The organism is Leptospira kirschneri serovar Cynopteri str. 3522 CT (assembly GCF_000243695.2).
In the GTDB taxonomy this organism is placed as follows: domain Bacteria; phylum Spirochaetota; class Leptospiria; order Leptospirales; family Leptospiraceae; genus Leptospira; species Leptospira kirschneri.
In genome coordinates this window covers 25,001-46,272 of record NZ_AHMN02000008.1, presented here as the reverse complement: position 1 = coordinate 46,272, position 21,272 = coordinate 25,001, and the positions used below count along the sequence as shown (strand labels likewise).

Sequence of the window (21,272 nt, the reverse complement as noted above, 5' to 3'; positions counted from 1 at the left end):
TGTTGACTTTTTGAAGGAGATTCACATCAGTATTATTTTTATGTGCCCTAGTAATAAAATCTGTAAGTTGTATTTATTCATATTCAAAGATTAGAATAAATCGATGCCTCAACAAAACTAGATTCTATCTTTCCGGTCCATATGTTGTATTTTTCACTATAAGGATCTTCTTTAATTTCATAAATACATTTGATTTTAACTTTATCGTTTTTAAATTTTAATTCCTTAAGTTTTGGCCAAGTTTTTACGTCAAAGTTTACGTTTAGTATTACGAATTCGTTTGGTTTGATGCTCCAAAAGTCAGGAAAGTTTTTAAACCATTCTTTTTCTTCTTTATATATACTTATACTTTCTTGATCGGTTTGTATTTGAAAAGATAAATTATTATAACCCCAACTATTCCAGTCCTTCCAAATACGAACTTCTTTATTGGAGACGTTTTTTACTAAAACATGAAATATGATTTTATCGCTCGATTCGTAGAGAAATAGACTTTTTTCTTTATCGTTTCCTGGAATTGCGATTGAAACTTCTAAAGATCTTTGTTCGGTTTTAAAACATTCTAATAGAAAGATTCCTAAACTGATTATTAGGATACAAAGTATTCTACTGGTTTTCAAAAAATTCTGCAGCATAAAAAAGACCTTATTGGGTTTGTAAAAAAGAAATTCTATTTCTTACTATTAATAACTAAATAACAAAGTGTCTAACGTTTTTTACATTCAAACAGACTTTTGCCGTAAAGATCAGATACTTTATTAGCGTGAGCAGGGCGTAAGAAAGAATTTTTTAAAAGTATGAGTTCCTACAATAGAGTTGTTGAAAAATTCCATAGTGAAAATTCGTAAAATTGCTTCAATTGTCCATTCAATCCAATACAAACAGATCAAGAATTAATTTTTCAACAACTCTAATTTTAGAAAATTTTTTTTTCCTAATTTCTTTTATATCAAACTCGTTCTAATCTAAATAAACATTGAGATTAAAATTTATATCAGTAAACATCTGAATTGTATATCTAGATTTCCTTATATAAAACTTTGAGTCAGTTCTAAAAATCTTATATATATTTCGAGACTTAATTTTGTTCTTACTGATCTCTATAAAATTGAGTACCGTTAATTTTATCACAAAATACTGATTCTATGTAAAATATTAGGTACTTTATTATATAGTTATGAGTAATAAAGAAATTAAGCCGCAAGACTCCGTTCTAAGTTTTGAAGGACAAGGCAACTTTTACGGCGCATTCTAAAATCTCATTCTACTGGATTAGAAAACTTAAGTGCCGTAGTTTTGGGACAGTTGTTATGTAAGAGAAACGTTTACGTCTAATTTTCCGAATTTGGAAAATAAACTAATTCCTAAAGAAGGTTTTCTAGGAATTTTCAAAGTTTCACTTTTCGAATCTACAATATTTGGTGCGGTGATTTCTATCGATTGACCGGAACTTGCGAAAATGTTCATAGCATTTCCGGTGGTCATATTTGCAATTTCACCTAAGATGTCTTTATATTCGTTTTTGATTTCCTGTTCGCTCATGCCAGGCATCAAAACTCCGGCGATCTTATAAGCAGCGTCGTAGTTGAGTCCGTAGACAACTTCTCCGTTAAACGTTCCAATTACTCCGATCACGATGGAAAGTTCCAGATTGGTTTCCGGGTTATCTTTGATTCCTATCTTGCCACGGATCAAATCGGTTTTCAGAACGTCTCTAAAAACGATCGTAGCCGCTTCTAAAAATGGATTTACCAATTCTGCCCGGATTTGCATTATTCTTCTACCTTTTGACCGATCCTTCGTTCAATCGGATATTTTTCCTGAAGCGCCTGATTGATTTCCATAACAAACCCATTCATTAGGTTTGGGTTGTCTCTCAAATCGGGTCCTTGGGAATTATTGATCTTAGACGAATCGATTTCCAAGGAAGCAAATTCTACAAAAACATTTTTTTCAGATTCTTTATAAGGACCACCGACTTTTTTAGAACCAAAGGCAACGGTTGTCAAATCTTTAAGGAATTGAGTGTTACTTCCGAGTCGAATATTTTGATTCCCTGATTTTAATTCCCATAGATCCAAAAGGGATTGATCTTTCAATTCTTGAATATTGGCGCCTAACAAAGAAGCGATTTTAGAAAGTCCGTCTGGTTCTTGTTGGATGGTTTTAAGTCTAACTTTCCATTCTTCTTGGGATTTAGAACGTATTTCGAGAAGTAGTTTACTCTTGAGGAAGTTTTTTCTTTCTTCAAAAGAAATTTCTTTTCCTTCCGTATTTTTAGGTAGTTTTCCTTCTTTCTTTTCGTTTTCGTATTTGGCCCGTAAAATTTCTTCGGAAATAGGAGCTTCTTTTTCTGCGAGTTTAGAAAGTTGATCGTCTGTATAAGACACGATTCTAAGTCGGAATCGAGCAGAAGTGGATTCCTTTTGAACCGCAATTTCTCCGTCTGTCTTTTTTAAATCGGAGTTGAGAAGAGCGTCGTAGATAATACTCGCGTTTTTACGATCGATTCTATACTGCATCGGGGCGGAATTTAAAATTTGTTTGTAGATGACTTCCGGTTTACGCACTTCGTCGTCCGAATATCCGGCTCCGTTTACGGATTCTCTATAAATCCTACGAGCTTCATCCGAAAGTTCTTCTCGAATTCCGGTTTCAGAAACTGAAAACCCGGTCGCTTTTGCAATCTGTTCCGTCACGACTAAACTGCGGATTGTCTGAAATGCACAGGATTGAAGAGTAGAAGGATCTTCCGCAAGAGAAGGTGCTATGTTTCTATATTGGAAATAACATTCTCTTTTGGCGGCTTGGTAATAATCCATCGGAATGGAATAGTCCCCGATTTTACCGGCGTTTACATTGGATTTACCGGAAATTACGTCAAAAAAGCTCTTTTCGGCGTCTCCAGGTAGAAAGGTGATGATCAAACCACCTACAAGTATAAAAAGAAAAAAACCGACCACAGCGCGAATGATCTTGTCTTTGAGTGAAACGTTTTCTAATTCCATGATTGTATCAATAAACTGAAAGGGTCTGTGAAGGAATATTTCTGTAAAGGAGAAAAGTGAGAAAAACGCTTCAGAAACCGGTCTGATCGACAGATACATAAAATGATGCTCTTGATCGCGATCACACTCGTTTTAGTCGGACTTCTTTGTTTTATCTATGTTTCTTTAAATCCGAGTACGGATCGAGAGAAATCGAGCTTTCAGTCCAATGTTAGAAAAGGAAATTATCAGAACGAATCCGGGCCTAACTTACGTAGAGGCGCGGAGATTCTGGCTGCTTCAAAAAAAACTCCTAGTTGGGAACAGATCGAAAAACAAAAACATCTGGAAAGTCTATTTGTGGAAGAAAGAAAAATTCCAAAAAAGAATCAAGTTTTAGAATCTTCTCCACCTGAATCTATTTACGAGGAAGTAACTGAAGAAAAATCCGGAATCGAAGTTTTAGAAGAATCCATTCCTCAGGAGAGAGAACAAAAACTCCAAGAGGAAGAAATTAGAGAAGTTCGTTTTGAAATCGAAGGGATTTTATATTTAGATCAAAACAGAGAGTTTCCGTTTGAAAAACTTGCGGATAAAAAAGAAAGTTTAACTCCGGATAAATGGAAAGGTTTAAAACGAATCGGTCCGGGTAAGTTGAATGAGGGTAGGGATTCTTTTTCTTTTGAAGCCTTAAATAGCAGTTATAAATATTCATTTTCCGAAATTGAAAAAATTCTTTTTTTTGACGAGGGAATCGTTTTGATTCCTTCTAAAACGAATTATCCGGTTCCATTATTTTTTACGAAAGAAACGAGCCATTTGAAATCTTATTTAGAAAGTTCTTCTCAGGTATTTTCAACTTAAGAATTTTTCCTCAACTTCAAGAAAAATAGAATACAATCATTTTATAATATTTTTGCAAAAATAAAATAGTATAAATTTATAATATTTTGGTTTTAAAGATAATTTCTAAATTGGTAAAATCTATCTCAAAATACTTTATCTTTGCTTGAAATGTCGATATTCTATGATGTTTTTTAATAAAACGAATTATAAAATCGTTGTAGATAGAGATTTTTTCAACAATTCTATTGTAGTAAGATATTACTTTAAGAATTTTTTTGAATGAATTTACGCTGGGTATTTTACCGTAAAAGTTGTGATTTGACTAGGTAACATAAAAGTGGACACCTTTTTCGCCAAGAATGAGGTAAAAGGTGATAATGAAAAGAAGAAGTAACTATTCGCCGGAATTTCGGGAACAAGCAGTAAACCGACGTTAAACGGTTCGTTTACGATAAGAACCTGTCCTAAAACTGGGACAGAACCTTACAGCTTGATCTTTCTGATAAAGCAGAATTAGGTTTTGGGACGCGCTGTAAAAGAAGTAGCAGAGTTAGCTACTTTGTTTTGAAACAATGGAAGGCAGAACACTTGAAAATGTGCGTTTTTGATCCCACAACGCGATCCATAGAGAGCGTTGTGTTGAGTTATTTTGATTTTAAAATCCTATTCAACTTGTGGGTTGGTTATGATAGAGAGCATTCTGCTGAGTGCTTCAATCGTTTTCGCATTGGATTTGATCGAATTTAACATGAAACGGTGGTTTGTGATTAAACATTTAGGTACTCAATTTTATAGATATGAGTAACATTTATAGTTTTTGTATGAGTTCCTACAATTTTTTGTAAAACTAAAACCTATTACTTCTATAGTCGTGAGACGAGTTTTGAACGAACTTTTTAATCCATTTGTAAAAGTCTAATACTTTAAAATAATTGAATTTTATATTTTTCTTATTTGTAATTAGGAATCGAATTCTTCCTTTTTTGGATCGTTTTTTTCAAAAACAGATTTCTACAAACTAAAGTCAATTTTTCTAAAATACTTAAGTGGCATAAATTCGTGGAAAAATCCTAGGTCAATTTTTTCGTAAAAAAATAAATGTAGGAACTCTCACAAATCGTGTGGATTTACCAGTTAAACTTTGAAAATTGTCGGAACTACTATAAAATACCAAAAGAATCATCGTCCAATCGGATTTCTACATAAAACCGTTGTTTCACGGCCATTATTAAAGTTTAAATCTCATTTTAACATGAATTCGGCTGAGAAAAAATTTTCTAAAAGTATGAGTTCCTACAATTTTAGAATTGTCTGTAAAATCTTGATTTGTGAGAGTTCCTACGTCATTTTACAGACAAACCTAGGTTTTGTAATAGTTCCCACATTTGAATACGACAGATTCAATTGTTATAAACTTCTATTTTATAAATTGTAATAGTTCCTACATTTAAAGAATCAATCTATAAAGTTCAGATTCTAGCTTTTTTCAAAATTACAAGTTCCTACGTTGAATTCACGTTATTTAGATACTCAATTTGATAGGGATCAGTAAAATGATTATGATAAGGTTTTGTTATCTTCAAAGAAACTATAAATTTGCGTCATTCTTTTTTAGAGTGTTCGAAAAACTTTACAACAGAGTTGTTGTGGCGATTAACAAAACTGCTTCAATCGACCATTCCATGAAACAGAAATAAATGGAGAATTCATTTTTCAACAACTCTATTATTAGCAATTTCTTTTCTTGTTGAAACTGAGTTTATATGTTTTGACTGGATGATTTAATATATTAGGGAATTCTACTTTTCTAAAATTATATTTTTTGAGTATATTCTGCTGAAATAACGACAAATTCAAACTTTCTAAAATGATTCCGGCTAAAAAAATAACGTCCACTTTATTCTTTTAAACTCAACGTTAGGTAGTAGCTAGAGAGATTGTTTTAGCGACCATCTACATGCAAAAGTTTTGTAGTTTTTACGATAATTCTTACTAAAATGTAAAAAATAAGTCCTCCGCCGAACAGAATCATTTGAGGAAGACGAATCGCTTCCATAAAATTACTGACTGGTTCGTTAAAATAAACAGCCACTAAATCAAAAACGCTGAAGATGACTAAAATCCCGAAAAGACTTGGATATTCCCTTTTGATTACGTTTCTGATCGAAAAAGGAAGGGCCGGTTTTTTATAATCGCTGAATTTAGGGATAAACGCAGGGACGGAATTTGCCCAGGAAAGATAAGCCTCTCCGAATTTCTTACGCAGGAATTGTTCTTCTGCAAACATAATTCTTTCGTAATATACCCAGAAAAAAAGAATGAATACAGATGCGATCAGAAAATTTTTTAAAAATAAAACGGCACCTAAATACATTAAAAAATTTCCAACATATAAAGGATGACGGATGAGGGAATAAATTCCTTCTTGGTTGACTAAGTCTGCCACTTGTTCTTTCGTATTTCTTCCCGAAGTTCTCGCGGGCGCATAGCCGATCACAAAACTACGTATCGAAAGTCCCAAAATGCTGATCGTAAAACAGAAGGATTGATAGTATAAATGATAAATATAAGAATTCCCGGGAAATTGATAGAATGGCAAAAGTCCTAGGCAAAGAACTAAGATGATTCCGGGGATGTAAGATCTCCAACGAAATAGAAAATTTCCTTGAGATTCAAATTCTTCGATCAAAGCCATACTTGTGTCCTAATTTTTAGTTTTCTTATGAAAGAAAATGGAAGGCCCTTAGGATGTCAATAGAGAATCAGCCAGATCTGCGTTGTGACGATTAAGTCATTCTAAAATTTTTTGTATAGCAAATAGAATTTTAAAATAACTTATCGTTTACTTTCGATTCGAACTCTTTTATTTACTTGAAACCTTTTTTTCACACGGAATTAAAGTTCGGGTTATTTTATGATAGTGATTTATCCTAAGACCTAACTTCATGGATTGTGTTTTTCAAAATGTAGAAACTCATACAAAAATTCATAAATATTCGGATGAGACGTTTTTTGTGGGAATGATTGCATTTTATTAAAAATATCTAAAGAAACTTGTTCCCGTTTTTTTGAAGTTTTAGAACCTGTTAGAATATTCCCGAAATTGAATATAGATTTTATAAAGCTCGAATTGGATCCGATTCTTCTATAAAAAAAATTTTATTCTCGGAAGTTTCCCGAAATTCTCGTAAAAATTCCGGATCTACCAGATATAAAATCGAATCTGAATCCGAACGAAATACGGGTTCGTCATGAATGGAGTTTCCAATCCATTCTAAAACCAAAAATGAATTTTGATCCGAACGAAAATGTATTTCAATTCTAAAACGTTTTTTAGAATTCAATGGAATTATTTTTTCCTCGAACGGTTTTTTTAAAATCCTCTCTGCTTTTAACGAAAAAATTTTATCTACGATTCTGGAACAGTCTTCGCCTGGGCAAAAAGAAGAAACGGAAGAAAGTGGTTTCCAGATTCCATTTTCAGTTTGTTCTATTTCAAGCTTTGTATTTTTATTTTGAGAATTATAAATTAGAATAGTATGAATTTCTTGTGTATCTATGTTTTCGGGCAATAAAAAACCGGACAGGAAAAAATTTTCATTCCCACGTCCTAAAAGAGAATTTAAATTTTCTTCTACAATCCAGATTTCTCCAGTGTCCGGTTCCTTTACAAAGGTTCCGTTTTCAGAAGTTCCTATGTCTAGTTTTCCGATTATTCCCGATTCGGTTTGAATTTCTAATTTTAGTTCTTCTCCGTTAAAACCAAATTTTTTAGGATCTGTGATTGGAGAAATTTTAGTGAATTTTCTGATTCTTAAAATTGTATTTAAAAAAGAAAAAGTTTTTTCTAAATCGGATCTTGTTTCGATTTCTCGAACTTCTACGGACCAGGTTCCCTTGTTTTTTTTGAGAACCGTCTCGTGTCCTTTTCTACCGATTTGAATCCTATCGATTTCGTTTTTTTTGAAAGGAAAAAATGGATCTGCGTTTAAATACGTTCTTTGAAAAAATCCGAAAGGATCCGACGTAAGAATATAAATAAAACATAAAATTATATTTGTCAAAAAGAGACAGAAAGCGGTTTCCTTTTTTATGAAATTATAAATTGTAGTAAAAATTTTTTCCAAAAATTTCATGATGAAAAATTACTGTTTTGTATGGAGTTTCTACGTCGTATTCTTAAAAACGTATAAAGTCCTAAAAGGGCGGGAATTCCAAGTATATTCAGAAAATTAAATATATTTTTTTCTGTTTCGGAGAACGGATTGAGTTTTAAAAAAGCTGATTTTTTTCCGCGTATCTCTATCAGGTCCGTGTCTCCTTCGGATATATTGAGAGAGTTTAATAAAAATGGAATATTTGATTCTTGATATATCTTCCTTGTTTCCGGAAGTGCTAAAAAATCGGATACTAAATAAGGAGATCCTATAACAAGAATTTTAGTGGTTTTACCTTCTAAAGTTTGTTTAAAAAAAGAATTCGATTTTTTGAATGTTTTTGGAATGGAATCGAAACGAGACTTAAAACTTCCTTCTAACGTTGCGCCTAAAATGATTTTTCTACCTCCGCTTCGAATTGGATTTGCAAGGATTTGTTTTTCACCGATGGCTACCACCGAAGATCGTATCTCCGCTTCTTCGGAAGAGGAAAGAATTGTTTCCATTTTTACCCTAGGTTGTTTATCCGGAAAAAGTGTTAGGCTGGAAGTCCAAGGTAGAAGTAAATTTTGAAACGGACTTGTAAACGGACTTACTTCGCTTAACATTTGGTCGGAACTTCCGACAAGAACCCAAGGGGGGTAGGCGTATCTTCCTATCACTCCCGGTTCTACTTCCGTCAAAGAGCCTATGGGAAGAGAATGATTTGGTTCTAAGACTAGATCTGTATTCACTTTAAAACCGTAATGTTCAAAAATAAGATTTTGTTCTTCGATATAGGAGGCAGGTTTGGCTATTCCAGGACTAATTGAGTCCATTCCGATTCCGTTTTCCCGATTAGAAGGTGTTAAGCGGAAGTCCATGGATTTAAAAAGAAGAATTAGATTTCCTCCTCGCATTAAAAATTGATCTAGTCTGTAAGAAGATATTTCGGATAACGCTCCTCCACCTATCCAAAGAAGAGTACCAATTGAATCCGGAATTTCTTCTTCTTCAATATGAATTTCCGGAACGATTCCGTATTCTTCTTTTAAAATCTGATCAGTAAAAATTCCGATCGTATCTTTTCCGTTTTCAAAACCAGAGAATCCGGCGGCGAAACTTTCCGGAAGTGAGAGAATTCCGATTTTTACGTCTTCTGGTTTACGAACCATCTTTCTAAGAGTTGTTAGAATTTGATATTCGATTTCTTCTGCGTAAAATGCAAATGGAATCGTTTTCTTTTCGGTTCCTAAGGTTAAAGTCAGTCCTAAAAAAACCTGTTTGATTTGAGAGGAACCCCTTTCTTTTTTTTCTAAAATTTGAGGTGTTATCCCTGCCTCGATCGCTTTTTTTTCCATTTCTACGGATTCGCTAGGATCATGAAAACGTAATATGACATTCTGGTTGCCTAAAGAAGCGATTTCGCTTAACAATTCTTTGGTTAGATCCAGGCGCACTTTGTATTCTCCAGGAATTTTAGAAGAATAATAAGCGTCTATATAAAGTGGAGAGTGTAATTTTTGAAATATCTTCTGTGTACTTTTGCTGGTTTCGAAACGACCGGATTGGGAAAGATCCTTTTTACAGTCAAATTTAGATATAATTAAATTCAAAAATAAGAATATAGAAAAAGCTTGAGAAAATAAAAATAAAGTATTCGAATTAAAACGGATAAGTAATGTTCTGATTTTGGAAATCATCGTTTGGACCTTAAAATTAAAACATTTATATATATGAATAAATTAATGAAGCTGATAAAAAAGAAAACTTCTCTTCCGTCCAAAATTCCGAGACGAAACGGTTCAAAATGTTTGGAAAGGGAAAAAAAAGAAATTTGACCGGTTCCTAAAAATTGAAGAAAGGGTCTATATCCCAATAAAAAAAAGAAAAGACAAAAAATAAATCCTAATAGATAAGAACTAATTTGATCCTTGGTTAAAGAAGATACAAAACTTCCCAAAGCAAGATTGGCACCACCTAAAAGAAAAATTCCTAAATAACCCGCGAATGTTGTTCCTAGATCCAAATCTCCTAAATAAAAAATTGTGGCGGGGATTAAGAAAGTAAACGAAAGAACAAATCCTAAAAAACTCCAAGCAGCTAAAAATTTACCGAACGCCAACTCTACGTCTTTCAAAGGAAGGGAGAAAAGAATTTCTAAGGTTCCGGAACGTTCTTCTTCGGACCAAAGATGCATGGAAAGGGCAGGGATAAAAATTACGTATAAAATCGGAATCCAAAAAAAATACGTTTCCATACTTGCCGATTTAAAGTCCCAAAAAGAACCTTCACCCAATCCAAAAAAAAATAGAAATGAGGTCAAAAATAAAAAGAACGAGGCGAAAATCGATTCAACAGGGGAATTAAAATAAATTGAAAATTCTTTCCAAAATACAGTTTGAATATTCAAAAAAAATGTTTTACTAAATTCTAAAAGTTTCATTTTGTTTATTTGTCATTAAGGATTTGAAAATGGATTCTAATGAATTTTTTTCCGGGTTTATGGATCGAATCGGAAAATTTGCATTTTTTAAAATCTGAAAGATTTCTTCCGAAGACGATTTTGGGGATTGGATTCTGAATTCTAAAAAAGAATTTTCCGTTCTTCCGGTAGTTTCTATTTCGTAATCCGTAAGTGAAAAAAAATTTTTAAAAGTTTCCGGATCTGTTTTTGCCAATATCAAACAGGGTCTATTTTGAGAGATAAAAACTAAAGATTGATCGAAAATCAATTTTCCTTCGTATAAAATGAGAACGTGATCGCATATTTCCTCTATTTCTTGCAAAACGTGCGAAGAAAAAAGAATCGTTTTCGTTTTTCCTAATATACGAACGAGTTTTTTAAATTCCACAATTTGAATCGGGTCTAAACCCGAGCTGGGTTCGTCCAAAAAGATATATTCAGGATCTTGAATGAGACTTCCCGCTAAGGCGACTCTTTGACGGAATCCTTTAGAAAGAAAACCGATCGGATTTGGGAGAACCGTTTCTAATTGCAAAAGCGAGGAGACAAAGTCGATTTTTTCTTTTAGATTTTTTTTTAAAACTCCTTTTGCTTTTCCCAAAAAGGAAAGATATTCAAAAACCGTAAGATTCCAATAGATAGGAGAGGATTCGGAAAGATAACCGATCTTTTTTTGGATTTCGATTTTGTTTTCAAAAAAATCAAAACCGTCGTATTGAATCGTTCCTTTATCTGGATGCAAGGAACCGGTTAACAATCTTAAGGTGGTGGTTTTACCGGCACCGTTAGGTCCAAGTAAACCGGTGATTCTTCCTTTGGGAATTTCAAAACTAAGATCAGAAATGACGCTTTTATTGGCAAAGGATTTTGAAAGTTGACTGACTGAAATCGTTCCCATCAGAGTTTGTCATAGATTTCTAGAAGTTTACAAAAGGAAACAATCTTTTTTCAAAAACTTTAAAGTCCTAGTTTATCATCCACTTTAAATTTTTTCAAAACTTCTAAAAGATCCGGACTTAAATCTTTGATTTTCATTTTCACTCCGTAGTGATCCATTCTGTTTTTTACGGTCAGTAGTTTTGCGATTCCACTGGAAGTTATTTTTTTAACCTCTTCTAAAAGAAACTCTACGTCTAAAACCGTGCCTTTGGATGCGCTTTGAGTTACTTCGTCGAAAATTTTATCATAACCGTCGATTACAACGGTATCGATCGTTACCTTTGCGGACTTTCCATTGATTTTGAACTTAGACATACGATTTTGCTTAGAGTTTTTCTACTTTTAAATGAAAACTCTATTCCCTTTCTGTTAAATTTTGACGTAAGAATTGAGTGTCTTAAAACTTGTGTTTATGAAGTCGATTTAGTAAATTGATTTCTGAAATACCAGACAGATAATTTACAAGACAAGCGTCTTCTTCAATAACCCAATCTTTATAATCGGAACCTTCTTTTAAAAGTATAAGCCCACATTCTAAAAGTAGATTTCGAATCGTATTCCTTGGGAAATATGTATGCCTATGGATTTCTGAAAATTCTTCTTTGGATTTTTTATGAGAGAAGGTGAGTGTGGATTCTAAAACGTTTGAAGTTTTTAGAAATCGGTTTTTCCATTCAATTTTATAATCTCCAACTCTTTCTATGAATTTATGTCCGTCGAAGTGATTCTTAAAATTATAAAGACTACTTAGGTCGAAAAAGAAAAGTCCTTTGGGTTTTAAATGGGTTCTTACTTTGGAAAAAACTTTTTTCAGATCAGCTTCGTCTTTTAAGTAATTGAGGGTGTCGTGTGTGGAAAGTATGAGGTCGAATTTTTTTTTCTTCAGATCTAAATCGAGTAAATCGGAACAAATCCATTCTCCAGAAATCTCTTTTTTTTTAGCGATTTCAAGCATTTCTGCGCTTATATCAATTCCAGTGCACAGTATGTTTTTTGGAAATTCTTCCCAGAGTCTGCAGGTTCCACATCCCAGATCTAAAACCGTTTTTGGTAAAATTTTTTCTGAATGATTTGTATAAGAAGAGAGTATAAATTCTGACCAACGTTTGTAATTTACCTCTTTCATTACTGCGTCATAAACCGACGAAAAACCGGAATAGGGCTTTTTTTTAAACATAATTTAATTTTTTCTTGCTCTTTTTACGATCTTTCGAATAGTCAATCGTAATTTGATGAGACATAATGTTTTTGGAGACTTTACAGCTCAAAGGGATAGTTTTTTTTAAACATCCAAACTTTGAAATTGAGGATGATAGCATAAATTTTATGTTTAGGATCTTTTCTGTTCCATGGAAAAAAGTTTCCTGAGTTTTTTCAAAACAACGAGTTCTTTTTATATAGGTAAATAAAATTCAATGGGAATAGAGTTACTCCTGCCGTTTATAGCCAGCGTAGGAATTACAATCCTTCTCCGAAGGCTGGATAAATCCAACTATAAACTCAGTCAGATCAAACGTTTTACCGGAAAAGTTCAAGAAGAATTAAACGGTATCGCGCTCGAAAAGATTGGTTCTGTAAAAGACGCCGGAATTGATCTAGAAATCAGTCTTAAACAAACTCGTAAACTTGCAAATGAAGTACATTCCCTCAACGAAGAATCTAGACAATTATTGGAATCTATCAAAACTAATCGAGATTTTTTAGATTCGGTTGCGCACGATCTTAAAGAAGTAGTACAACTTTCTTCCGAGATCAGAGAGGAATCCAACGCGATTCAACAAGGACTTCTTAGAATGGAGTCCGGCAAAAAAGAAATTCAACTTTTAGATCAGAAAATTTTGGATCTACGATCCGAAGCTGAGGCGATCTTAGAAGTTTTTTCTGATAAGGTGAATCTTCGTTCTGACGAATTATTACAATCTCTTGCTTCTAAAATTGTAGAGTTAGAAGAATTATTGGAAATTAAAAACGATAAGATCGATCAAGGTTTAAATTCTATCGCTGTAAATTATAGAGAAGGTCTGGAAGCACATTCCAATTCTCTAATGCGTGAATCCGTTGGAAGAGTAGAACAGCTTCGTTCGGAAATAACGTCTCTTTTTGAAACCATTCGAAATAAAGAAGAAGACTGGGATCTTAGATCGGAAAAGTTACAAACCATATTTTTAACCGTAAGCGATAAGTTGGAACGTTTGGATTTACGCATCGAGGAAAAATCGGAAGCCGCGGATCATAAACTAGAGGAAATGGCCAAACTCGCCGAAAAATCCTCCCAGGAAAAACTGGATCGAATTTTAGAACAAGTGACTCATTCCAAGGAAGCATTTATCAACGGTGTCAAATTGGAAGTGGATTCTATTCGTAGAGAAATAGAAGGGATGAGTTTGGAAACCATGACTCGTAGAGACGAAATTCTCAACGAAACCAGACGTCAGGCGGAATCGATTAACGAATCCATTCAATTTTTCCAAGAAAAATATTTAGAAGCAGAAAATAAACTTCTTCGTCAGGCGGATGCACGTAAGTCTGAATTGTTACGTCAGATCGATACATTTGAAGAAGAATTCAATCGTATCAGCAGTAATCTTAGAAATGACGCAGACGTTTTGAAAAAAGAAATTCTATTGGGTTTCAAGGAATTTCATTCCACTCTTGAAGTGGCAAAAGAAGACGCTAAAGAAAAGACGATTCAAGGAATCGTTTCTCTCAAAGAAGAATTCGATTTAGAACTTTCTAAACTTCATTCCGAAAGATCCGCTTTGATCCGACAGGACTTGGAGGTTGTGCGTCAATCTATTGAAACGCTGGATAAACAGATTTCTACTCGGATCAAAGACGTGGATTCTTATCTTGGAGATCTTCAAGCTGCGATGGAGTCTAGTGCAGGCGATTTGATGGCGCAAGTAGAAGACAAAGTAGATCTTCTTTCCGGAACCGTGGACGAAGAAGTTCGTAAAATCGATCAAAGATTTGAAAATTTAAGTCGTTATTGGGAAGAGGAACTCGGAAATATTCGATTAAACGCGCAGGATCAAATGGGTCGTCTTCAAGAAAAATTAGGAGACGTTCATATAGAAGGAAAAGGGCTTTTAGAAGAGTTTAAAAATGAATATTCGATTCAAAAAGATAAAATCGAAGAGTTCGTTTCCCGTTATAAATCTAATTTTCAAAAAGAAGGGGAGCTGGTTTCGGATCGTCTTGGAGAATCTCTACGTCATATTAAAGAAGAAGGGAACGAAATTTTACAGACTCTTAGAGTAGAGTTTTCCGGAACCATCGATAAGATGGAACAGATCGTTAAAAAGAACGAAAAGGTTCTAGAAATTCACGCCGAAAAAATTAAAAATAACGTAGAATCAAGTCTCGAAAATTCAAGTAGGGACGCCGAACGCGTGTTAGACCGTTTGAAAGATTCTGCAGAAGTATTTTTTGAAAAACAAGAGGAAAAAATCAGTCGTTTAAACGAAACCATAGACTCTAAAATTTCTAAACAACTCACTTCTTTGATGGACAAAGGTCAACTGCAACTGGGTCAGCTTGAAGATAGAATTAGTAAATACATTCTAGATGTGAAAAAGAATTTAGAAGAATCTCTGAAAAATTCCCGCAAAGATAACGACGATCAGATGAAAGGTTTTCAACAACAACTTCAAAACCAGTTGTATGAAATGGAGGCCGCCGCTAAAGAAATTCTTCGTTCGGGTAAGGAAGAATTTGATGGTTCGATGGTAGAATATAAAGAACTTCAAATCAATTTAAAACGAGATTTGGAAGAAATCCGTAATTCAAAACAAAATCTCATCTCCGAAATCCAAGAAGAATCCGAAAACTTACGTTCTTCTGTGGAAGAAATTACCGATAAGATGGATGAATTCGGAGAAAAGATGGAACTCTTTCAAAAAGCCAGCGAGATTGTTGATCGGACCGATTCTTATATTCAGACGATGGAAGAGTTACTTTCTAGAGCTGACGAACAGACCCCGTTGTTAAGCGAACTCGGCCAAAAATTAAACGAATTACAAGATTTAAAATATTCCCTCGTTCACGAAACCGAAGATCTCAAACTTAAATTAGATTCTTTTCATTCTATCAAAGAATCTTCGGATCTATTACGATCCGATTTTGAGGAACTTCAACGAAGGTCTTCTGAATGGCAAGATACATTTACAAAACTTTTGGAAGCAGGTGAAAAAGCTCTGGAAATGGAAGAAACTTTTGGCGATCTTTCTTCCAGACTGGAAACTTTAGAGTCGGTTCGTGAAGAAGTGAAGACACTTTTTGAAGAAACGGAAACTCATAAAGAATCCGCCAAAGGTATTGTAAATAAACTTTATTCTCTTCAAAACGACGTTGAAATTCTAGAAGCGAGAGAAAAGGAAATTGCAGAAACGGTTCGTAAAACAGACGATCGAATCGAGTCCTTGTTCCGTAAAAAAGAAGAGATCCGTTCCGTAGAAGCTAAGTTTGAAAAAATAGAAGATCTGATGGTGGATCTTTCGGAAAGACATAAACAAATTTCCACCTTACAACATCGTATGGAAGATTTAAAGAACGGAGCTATGGTCGTTAAGGATGACTTGGAAGGGCTTTTAGGAGAAGCGGACGATAAGTTTGAAAAACTTTCCGGCTTTTTAGATGCGGTAGGCAACGTTACTTCTGGTAAGTCTAAAGATTCTTCTAAGGATCATTTGATTCAAAGAAAGAAAGCTACCGTACTCAATTTGTATCATAACTTTCAATGGCCTGCTGAAACGATTGCGGAAAAATTAAATTTAGAGACTGGTCTGGTGAATACGATTCTACAAAGTGAGTCTATTAAAAAGAAATGAAATATTTCTTGACGGCTCTCAACGTGAGCTCTATGTCTCATTTTATTTTGAATCGGATTCAAGTGACCGTATTTGGATCTGTTTAAAGTTATGGTATCATTTTTTTTAAAACAAAGGTAAGGTCGCGAAGGGGAAAGTTCTAAAAGGTTGTTCTTTTTCTGGGTTTCTAGAAAGAATGCAAACTGAAATCTAAATCGGAACAAAAACAAACTGGACGACCATGAACCGGAGCAATATTGAAGATGGCACAAAAGAAGAAAACTAAGACAGAGAGGAAGAACTCAATGGCTGGAAAGAATGTCGAAAGGGAAACCCTGATCGTAACAAGTAAGGTAAAGGCTTATATCAAGTCTAAAGGATTTATGACTTCCGGAGATGCGATTGACGGTTTGAATGAAAAAATTCATCAACTGATCGACGACGCGGTGAAACGTACTGAATCCAATAAAAGAAGTACTGTTCGTCCGACAGATTTCTAATTCGATTTGATCTTTATTAAGAACAAGAGCGAAATCGAAAAAATGAGAGCGGCTGGGAAACTGGCCGCTAGGCTTTTGGATTATATTTCCTCTTACGTTCAACCGGGTGTTTCTACTTTGCAGTTGAATGATCTTTGTGAGGAGTTTACTAAAAAGCACGGGGCAAGATCCGCCCCGCTCGGTTATAAAGGATTTCCTAAGTCAATTTGTACTTCCGTAAATCAAGTTGTATGTCATGGAATTCCCAAAGCAAATGAAGTTTTAAAAGAAGGAGACATCATCAACATAGATGTAACTCCTATTTTGGATGGTTATCATGGGGATTCATCTCGTACGTTTATCGTAGGAGGTAATACAAGTTCTGAGGTTAAAACTCTAGTTCAGGATACGGAGAAAGCGATGTTCATCGGGATCGAACAAGTACGACCTGGGAATCGTGTTCACGATATTGCGAATGCGATCGATGATTTTCTTACTCCAAAGGGATACGGAATTGTAAGAGATTTAATGGGGCACGGAATTGGAAGAGGTTTTCATGAAGATCCTCAGATTCCCCATTTTCGTCAGAATCGTAAACTTGCCAAACTAGAACCTGGAATGGTATTTACTGTTGAGCCGATGGTGAATCTGGGAACCTGGCAGGTAAATTTTTCCAAAGAAGATCATTGGACCGTGACTACAAAAGATGGTAAATGGTCCGCTCAATTTGAACATACGGTTCTAGTCACTGAAAAAGGCTATGAAATTTTAACCGTATCCGATTAATCTGTCGATCATGGAAACGATACTTAGTTATCTGAGTGTTTTGGGTAGAGACGCAGTATTTTTTTTAATCAGTTTTATTCTATTTTATATCGGTAAAAAAATCAAAGACTGGATCGAACCTGGAGATCTGGATCAGGAAATCGTGGTTAAGAACAATACCGCTGTATCGACTGGTTTATCCGGTTATTATCTGGGACTTACTCTGATTCTACTTGTGATCTTATCTTCTCCGGGTACGGATTTTATTTCAGATTGTTTTCAGGTTTTATACTACGGGATTCTCGGAATTTTACTACTCAATTTATCTTATTTTATCAATGATAAATTGATCTTTCGGAGTTTGGATTTTAATGAGCTTGTTTATTCCGGAAGAAATGTGGCCGTAGGAGCCGTAGTGTTTGGAAGCAGCCTTGCGTCTTCGATCATCGTGGCGGCTTCTCTCAGCGGAGAGAATGCAGGGCTTGCGTTTTCGATTTGGAAAAATTTGGATCTTTTGGAACCGGTTCAGAAACTTTTAGATGGAACTTTGTTAGGAATTGTATTCTTTATCGTAGGCCAAATAACGCTCATTTTATTTACGATTGCGTATCGAAAGATTATACCTTATTCCTTGGATGTGGAATTAAAAGAAAAAGAAAATTTAGCTTCTGGGATCTCTTACAGTGGTGCGTTAGTCTCTATTGGAATCATCATTGCGAGGGCGCTTCATAAAGAACCAGTGTCTATGGAACATACCCTTTTTCAGGTTTTTTTAGATTTTATACTTGGACTACTGGTTATACCTGCGGTCAGGCTTTTAACCGACGCTGTGATATTACCCGGAAGTACTTTGAAGGAAGAAATCAGTAGAGATCAGAACGTAGGAGTCGGAATTTTAGAGGCGGTCGTACTCGTTAGTTTTGCTGGAATTTTATTTTACGCAGTATAAGGATTCATTTTTAAGATTTCGGTCTAAAACTTAAAATAAAAAATCGCATCATCATCAAAATGCGAGGATTTTGAGTTTATCTTAAGAAGTTGTTTAAAAGTATATAAATTTTTTATAAAATTCTTTTTTGGTATATAATGGAAATATGAACAAAATTCAAAAGAGTAATATCTAATCAGATTTTTTTGAATGAAATTGTCATTTTGTAGTTATCGCAAAAATGATGGGACTCATACAGAAATTTTAATATTAAAAAGTAATAAATCATACAATACGACGGTTTTGGTGGGAATTCAAAGACGATAGATCGTAAGATTTTGGGGCGGGAATCCTTATCAAGGGACGCCAAGTGAACCATTCTAAAAAAACGATTAGAGAATTTTAATAGAGTTCCTTGGAAGTATAGAGTTTCCATTCTAAGTGATATACTTTACGGATTCCATAGTCGAAAGCATTTTTAAGAATTTCGATTTTATCTTCGTTTGAAATTGAATTGAATTCGGTATTTAAAATTTCGGAACCGATTTCCGCAAAAATGGGTTTATGATTTACGTGAAACGGTTTTAAATCTCTTTCTTCAAAACCTTTGAGTGCGCCTAGTACGGAAGCGAAAATGATTTGTTTGGAAAATTTACGGTTATTTTTAAGACTTCGTTCTGAAGTCTTAAAATTTATGTTCGTTGATGATAGAGTAAGACGAACCGCTGTTGTAAAGTCTGAACGAGAAATGGAAATCGGATCGTTTGCAAAGATTGTTATATCCTTGCGATTAAAATTGGGATTTTCTGATAACTTTTTTTGCATATTCAATTTATATCCACTTTATGATTGAAAGTAAAGAAATAATTTCCGAATTCAAAACTTTGATTGAAAGATCTGGTTTTGATCTTTATGGGATTTGTGAGGCCAAAGTTCCGGAAGAAGATAGAGAAAAAATTCTTTTATGGGTAAACAAAGGTAACCACGGAAAGATGGAGTGGTATCCTAAGAATATGGATCTTCGTTTAGATTTTAAGAATCTAGGTTTTGATCCGCAGTCCGTAATTGTACTCGGAGCGATTTACAACGATCCGGAATACGAAGAAGTTCAAAAAGGAATGACTTTTCGATTTTCTAAATATGCGGTTGGCGAAGATTATCACAGAGTATTGAGAGAACATGCAAAACCTTTAATAAAAGCTCTTCAAAAAAAATATCCCAATCATCATTTTCGCCAAGGTGTGGATTCTTTGCCGGTTCCTGAGAAAGTTTTAGCTCGACTTGCAGGACTTGGGTGGAATGGAAAAAACACGAATTTGATTCATCCAGAAATTGGATCTTTCTTTTTTATAACCGTGATACTTACTGACTTGCCGATGTATACCGCTCGGATTCAGGTTAAAGATCGTTGTGGAACCTGCACTGCGTGTATAGATGCGTGTCCAACTGGGGCGTTAAAACCCTATCAAATTGACGCTGGAAAATGTATTTCTCATCATACTTTAGAGGATTCATCGGAAGAAATTCCGGATACATACGGATGGCTTGCGGGTTGTGATATATGTCAAGACGTGTGTCCTTGGAATCGAGTGAAAGCGTTTAAGAAAGGAATTAGAACTGGATTAGAAGAATTTAAAGTTAGATCTTATTTAAAGGAAAATCCGGAATCGATTTTAACTCTAAATGAACAGGAATTTCAAAAAAACTTTTCAGATTCCGCCATATCAAGGATGAGTTTCAAAATGTATCAAAGAAACGTAAATAAGTTAAAAAAGAAAATCTAAAAACTGTAATGTAATATTTAACTTGGAAATAAATTGTTTTTCTATTTTGAACTTTAGGCTGATTTTAATTGAATAGAATGAAAATTTTGGATTTGAAACCGAAGACAAAGATTTTTTCGATCTTCATTTCAAAAACATGCAGAAGTTCAAAAAAGAGCGTTTAAATTGAATGACGTTTTTATTTAGGAACTTGTCTTCTAATTTAAATAAAATCTAAATCCAGAAAACCTTTATGAAATTTCGTATAACGCTGATTCACTTACAAAAAATAACAATTTGCCTTTTGTTTCTCATTTATCTTTCTTGCAAGATTCAAGCAGAAGAAGTAGAATTAGGAACTTATATTGATTTAACAAAAGCGCTTCAAAATCCTTTGGATGTTCGAGTTTTGAATTTAAGTGGACAAAAACTCACAACACTTCCGAAAGAAATCGGACAACTACAGAATTTGCAAAAGTTGTATTTGATAGATAATCAACTCTCACTCGAAGAAAGAGAAAAAATTCGAAAATTGCTTCCAAAATCTAAAATAATTTTTGAAGTTTATTAGGATTCTTTAATTTTCTCCAAATATAATACCACGCAGAATCTTCTACAATTCGAAAAGGCCGTATAGTTCAAGTTCACTCGGGGGTTTGACTCCGGAGGAATATTTAAGACGTTCTGCTTAACAGGATTTTCACACATTATGCTGGTATAAAAACGGGGGTATGTCATTCCGAATAACGGTTATGCACTTGCAAAACGCTACAATCAGCCTTATAATTTTAATCTGTTTCACTTGGCATTGTAAATAAAAAAGTCAAACAAGGAGCGTATCAAACTTAACAAAGAAATTTCAAAATTGGTTCGCGTTCTAAATTAGCGTGAATAAAACTCACAACTTTTCACAAAGAAATCGGAAAACTGCGGAATTTACAAAAGTTGGATTTGTTTTAAAATTCATAATACATTATCATGTAAAGATGTAAAAGTAAGTGAGGGCAAAAACGATGTTAAAAAAGAATTCGTATTTTTGGATTCGAAAAAAAAGATTTAAGATGATTTATATTTTTTTAATCTTTTATATATTCGTTTCGAATTCTGTTTTATCCCAAACCGAAGACAATAAAAAAAACACGTTTGAATTATTG

At 34.1% G+C, this 21,272-nt stretch carries 19 protein-coding genes (1 of these 19 cut by a window edge); 8 read left to right on the top strand and 11 right to left on the bottom strand.

The window, feature by feature from the left end; all coding sequences use genetic code 11:
• Positions 1-83: 83 nt before the first annotated feature.
• The 3 genes from LEP1GSC049_RS215575 to LEP1GSC049_RS215585 all read right to left on the bottom strand — a co-directional run bounded on the left by LEP1GSC049_RS215575 (position 84) and on the right by LEP1GSC049_RS215585 (position 3,107).
• On the bottom strand, positions 84-635 hold the full coding sequence (locus tag LEP1GSC049_RS215575; RefSeq protein WP_016560814.1) for a hypothetical protein: 552 nt from the start codon (positions 633-635) through the stop codon (positions 84-86).
• A gap of 673 nt (positions 636-1,308) precedes the next feature.
• On the bottom strand, positions 1,309-1,773 hold the full coding sequence (locus LEP1GSC049_RS215580; RefSeq protein WP_001167022.1) for a chemotaxis protein CheX: 465 nt from the start codon (positions 1,771-1,773) through the stop codon (positions 1,309-1,311).
• Positions 1,773-3,107: a hypothetical protein gene (locus LEP1GSC049_RS215585; protein WP_004781825.1), complete on the bottom strand. Its 1,335-nt coding sequence runs from the start codon at positions 3,105-3,107 to the stop codon at positions 1,773-1,775. Before LEP1GSC049_RS215585 ends, LEP1GSC049_RS215580 begins: the two co-directional genes overlap by 1 nt.
• A gap of 3 nt (positions 3,108-3,110) precedes the next feature.
• On the opposite strand from LEP1GSC049_RS215585, the gene LEP1GSC049_RS215590 reads away from it, so the two are divergent.
• Positions 3,111-3,851, top strand: coding sequence for an LIC_11490 family protein (locus LEP1GSC049_RS215590; protein WP_004752506.1), 741 nt, complete (start codon positions 3,111-3,113; stop codon positions 3,849-3,851).
• Positions 3,852-5,775: 1,924 nt separating this feature from the next.
• Here LEP1GSC049_RS215590 and lmtA read toward each other — a convergent pair.
• From lmtA to LEP1GSC049_RS215625, 7 genes are all read right to left on the bottom strand, one after another.
• Positions 5,776-6,528 (bottom strand): lipid A Kdo2 1-phosphate O-methyltransferase, encoded by a 753-nt coding sequence (gene lmtA / locus LEP1GSC049_RS215595; protein WP_004769262.1) that lies wholly within the window; start codon positions 6,526-6,528, stop codon positions 5,776-5,778.
• 421 nt (positions 6,529-6,949) lie between these two features.
• On the bottom strand, positions 6,950-7,969 hold the full coding sequence (locus tag LEP1GSC049_RS215600) for a DUF4340 domain-containing protein (RefSeq protein WP_004751906.1): 1,020 nt from the start codon (positions 7,967-7,969) through the stop codon (positions 6,950-6,952).
• Positions 7,966-9,672: a GldG family protein gene (locus LEP1GSC049_RS215605; RefSeq protein ID WP_016560770.1), complete on the bottom strand. Its 1,707-nt coding sequence runs from the start codon at positions 9,670-9,672 to the stop codon at positions 7,966-7,968. The genes LEP1GSC049_RS215600 and LEP1GSC049_RS215605 overlap by 4 nt, the downstream gene beginning before the upstream one ends.
• Positions 9,669-10,415, bottom strand: a complete 747-nt coding sequence (locus LEP1GSC049_RS215610) for an ABC transporter permease (protein WP_016560829.1) — start codon at positions 10,413-10,415, stop codon at positions 9,669-9,671. The genes LEP1GSC049_RS215605 and LEP1GSC049_RS215610 overlap by 4 nt, the downstream gene beginning before the upstream one ends.
• On the bottom strand, positions 10,396-11,334 hold the full coding sequence (locus LEP1GSC049_RS215615) for an ABC transporter ATP-binding protein (RefSeq protein WP_016560786.1): 939 nt from the start codon (positions 11,332-11,334) through the stop codon (positions 10,396-10,398). Before LEP1GSC049_RS215615 ends, LEP1GSC049_RS215610 begins: the two co-directional genes overlap by 20 nt.
• Positions 11,335-11,393: 59 nt before the next feature.
• The gene (locus LEP1GSC049_RS215620; RefSeq protein WP_004751957.1) at positions 11,394-11,690 is read right to left on the bottom strand and encodes an STAS domain-containing protein; all 297 of its coding nucleotides are present in this window, start codon (positions 11,688-11,690) and stop codon (positions 11,394-11,396) included.
• An 82-nt stretch (positions 11,691-11,772) separates the two neighbouring features.
• Positions 11,773-12,552 (bottom strand): class I SAM-dependent DNA methyltransferase, encoded by a 780-nt coding sequence (locus LEP1GSC049_RS215625; RefSeq protein WP_004752615.1) that lies wholly within the window; start codon positions 12,550-12,552, stop codon positions 11,773-11,775.
• A gap of 238 nt (positions 12,553-12,790) precedes the next feature.
• On the opposite strand from LEP1GSC049_RS215625, the gene LEP1GSC049_RS215630 reads away from it, so the two are divergent.
• The 4 genes from LEP1GSC049_RS215630 to LEP1GSC049_RS215645 all read left to right on the top strand — a co-directional run bounded on the left by LEP1GSC049_RS215630 (position 12,791) and on the right by LEP1GSC049_RS215645 (position 18,376).
• On the top strand, positions 12,791-16,204 hold the full coding sequence (locus tag LEP1GSC049_RS215630; RefSeq protein ID WP_004752369.1) for a SpiroCoCo family coiled-coil protein: 3,414 nt from the start codon (positions 12,791-12,793) through the stop codon (positions 16,202-16,204).
• Positions 16,205-16,488: 284 nt separating this feature from the next.
• On the top strand, positions 16,489-16,683 hold the full coding sequence (locus LEP1GSC049_RS215635) for a hypothetical protein (protein ID WP_000907541.1): 195 nt from the start codon (positions 16,489-16,491) through the stop codon (positions 16,681-16,683).
• A gap of 6 nt (positions 16,684-16,689) precedes the next feature.
• The gene (gene map / locus LEP1GSC049_RS215640) at positions 16,690-17,448 is read left to right on the top strand and encodes a type I methionyl aminopeptidase (protein ID WP_004770678.1); all 759 of its coding nucleotides are present in this window, start codon (positions 16,690-16,692) and stop codon (positions 17,446-17,448) included.
• A 10-nt stretch (positions 17,449-17,458) separates the two neighbouring features.
• Positions 17,459-18,376: a DUF350 domain-containing protein gene (locus LEP1GSC049_RS215645; protein WP_004751725.1), complete on the top strand. Its 918-nt coding sequence runs from the start codon at positions 17,459-17,461 to the stop codon at positions 18,374-18,376.
• Positions 18,377-18,757: 381 nt separating this feature from the next.
• On the opposite strand, the gene LEP1GSC049_RS215650 is transcribed toward LEP1GSC049_RS215645, so the two are convergent.
• Positions 18,758-19,180 carry an LIC_11502 family protein gene (locus LEP1GSC049_RS215650; protein ID WP_004751828.1) on the bottom strand — a complete coding sequence of 141 codons (423 nt, stop codon included), beginning with the start codon at positions 19,178-19,180 and terminating at the stop codon, positions 18,758-18,760.
• A gap of 20 nt (positions 19,181-19,200) precedes the next feature.
• Here LEP1GSC049_RS215650 and queG point away from each other — a divergent pair, with 20 nt between their 5' ends.
• From queG to LEP1GSC049_RS215665, 3 genes are all read left to right on the top strand, one after another.
• Positions 19,201-20,139: a tRNA epoxyqueuosine(34) reductase QueG gene (gene queG / locus LEP1GSC049_RS215655; protein ID WP_004751966.1), complete on the top strand. Its 939-nt coding sequence runs from the start codon at positions 19,201-19,203 to the stop codon at positions 20,137-20,139.
• Positions 20,140-20,371: 232 nt separating this feature from the next.
• Positions 20,372-20,689, top strand: a complete 318-nt coding sequence (locus LEP1GSC049_RS215660; protein WP_016748774.1) for a hypothetical protein — start codon at positions 20,372-20,374, stop codon at positions 20,687-20,689.
• A gap of 442 nt (positions 20,690-21,131) precedes the next feature.
• A protein-coding gene (locus LEP1GSC049_RS215665; RefSeq protein ID WP_016560832.1) for an LA_2444/LA_4059 family outer membrane protein crosses the window boundary here: on the top strand, positions 21,132-21,272 show its 5' end (the start). It continues 834 nt past the right edge of the window; 141 of the gene's 975 nt are visible here — the first part of the coding sequence; it begins with the start codon at positions 21,132-21,134; the stop codon falls past the right edge of the window.

What these genes read in the sequence shown, in the direction of transcription:
- LEP1GSC049_RS215610 (WP_016560829.1), bottom strand. Translation starts at nt 10,415, where the DNA reads ATGAAACTTTTAGAATTTAGTAAAACATTTTTTTTGAATATTCAAACT.
- LEP1GSC049_RS215600 (WP_004751906.1), bottom strand. Translation starts at nt 7,969, where the DNA reads ATGAAATTTTTGGAAAAAATTTTTACTACAATTTATAATTTCATAAAA.
- LEP1GSC049_RS215625 (WP_004752615.1), bottom strand. Translation starts at nt 12,552, where the DNA reads ATGTTTAAAAAAAAGCCCTATTCCGGTTTTTCGTCGGTTTATGACGCA.
- LEP1GSC049_RS215630 (WP_004752369.1), top strand. Translation starts at nt 12,791, where the DNA reads ATGGGAATAGAGTTACTCCTGCCGTTTATAGCCAGCGTAGGAATTACA.
- LEP1GSC049_RS215635 (WP_000907541.1), top strand. Translation starts at nt 16,489, where the DNA reads ATGGCTGGAAAGAATGTCGAAAGGGAAACCCTGATCGTAACAAGTAAG.
- LEP1GSC049_RS215585 (WP_004781825.1), bottom strand. Translation starts at nt 3,107, where the DNA reads ATGTATCTGTCGATCAGACCGGTTTCTGAAGCGTTTTTCTCACTTTTC.
- LEP1GSC049_RS215620 (WP_004751957.1), bottom strand. Translation starts at nt 11,690, where the DNA reads ATGTCTAAGTTCAAAATCAATGGAAAGTCCGCAAAGGTAACGATCGAT.
- LEP1GSC049_RS215590 (WP_004752506.1), top strand. Translation starts at nt 3,111, where the DNA reads ATGATGCTCTTGATCGCGATCACACTCGTTTTAGTCGGACTTCTTTGT.
- LEP1GSC049_RS215660 (WP_016748774.1), top strand. Translation starts at nt 20,372, where the DNA reads ATGAAATTTCGTATAACGCTGATTCACTTACAAAAAATAACAATTTGC.
- LEP1GSC049_RS215605 (WP_016560770.1), bottom strand. Translation starts at nt 9,672, where the DNA reads ATGATTTCCAAAATCAGAACATTACTTATCCGTTTTAATTCGAATACT.
- LEP1GSC049_RS215645 (WP_004751725.1), top strand. Translation starts at nt 17,459, where the DNA reads ATGGAAACGATACTTAGTTATCTGAGTGTTTTGGGTAGAGACGCAGTA.
- LEP1GSC049_RS215615 (WP_016560786.1), bottom strand. Translation starts at nt 11,334, where the DNA reads ATGGGAACGATTTCAGTCAGTCAACTTTCAAAATCCTTTGCCAATAAA.
- lmtA (WP_004769262.1), bottom strand. Translation starts at nt 6,528, where the DNA reads ATGGCTTTGATCGAAGAATTTGAATCTCAAGGAAATTTTCTATTTCGT.
- LEP1GSC049_RS215650 (WP_004751828.1), bottom strand. Translation starts at nt 19,180, where the DNA reads ATGCAAAAAAAGTTATCAGAAAATCCCAATTTTAATCGCAAGGATATA.
- LEP1GSC049_RS215580 (WP_001167022.1), bottom strand. Translation starts at nt 1,773, where the DNA reads ATGCAAATCCGGGCAGAATTGGTAAATCCATTTTTAGAAGCGGCTACG.
- queG (WP_004751966.1), top strand. Translation starts at nt 19,201, where the DNA reads ATGATTGAAAGTAAAGAAATAATTTCCGAATTCAAAACTTTGATTGAA.
- LEP1GSC049_RS215575 (WP_016560814.1), bottom strand. Translation starts at nt 635, where the DNA reads ATGCTGCAGAATTTTTTGAAAACCAGTAGAATACTTTGTATCCTAATA.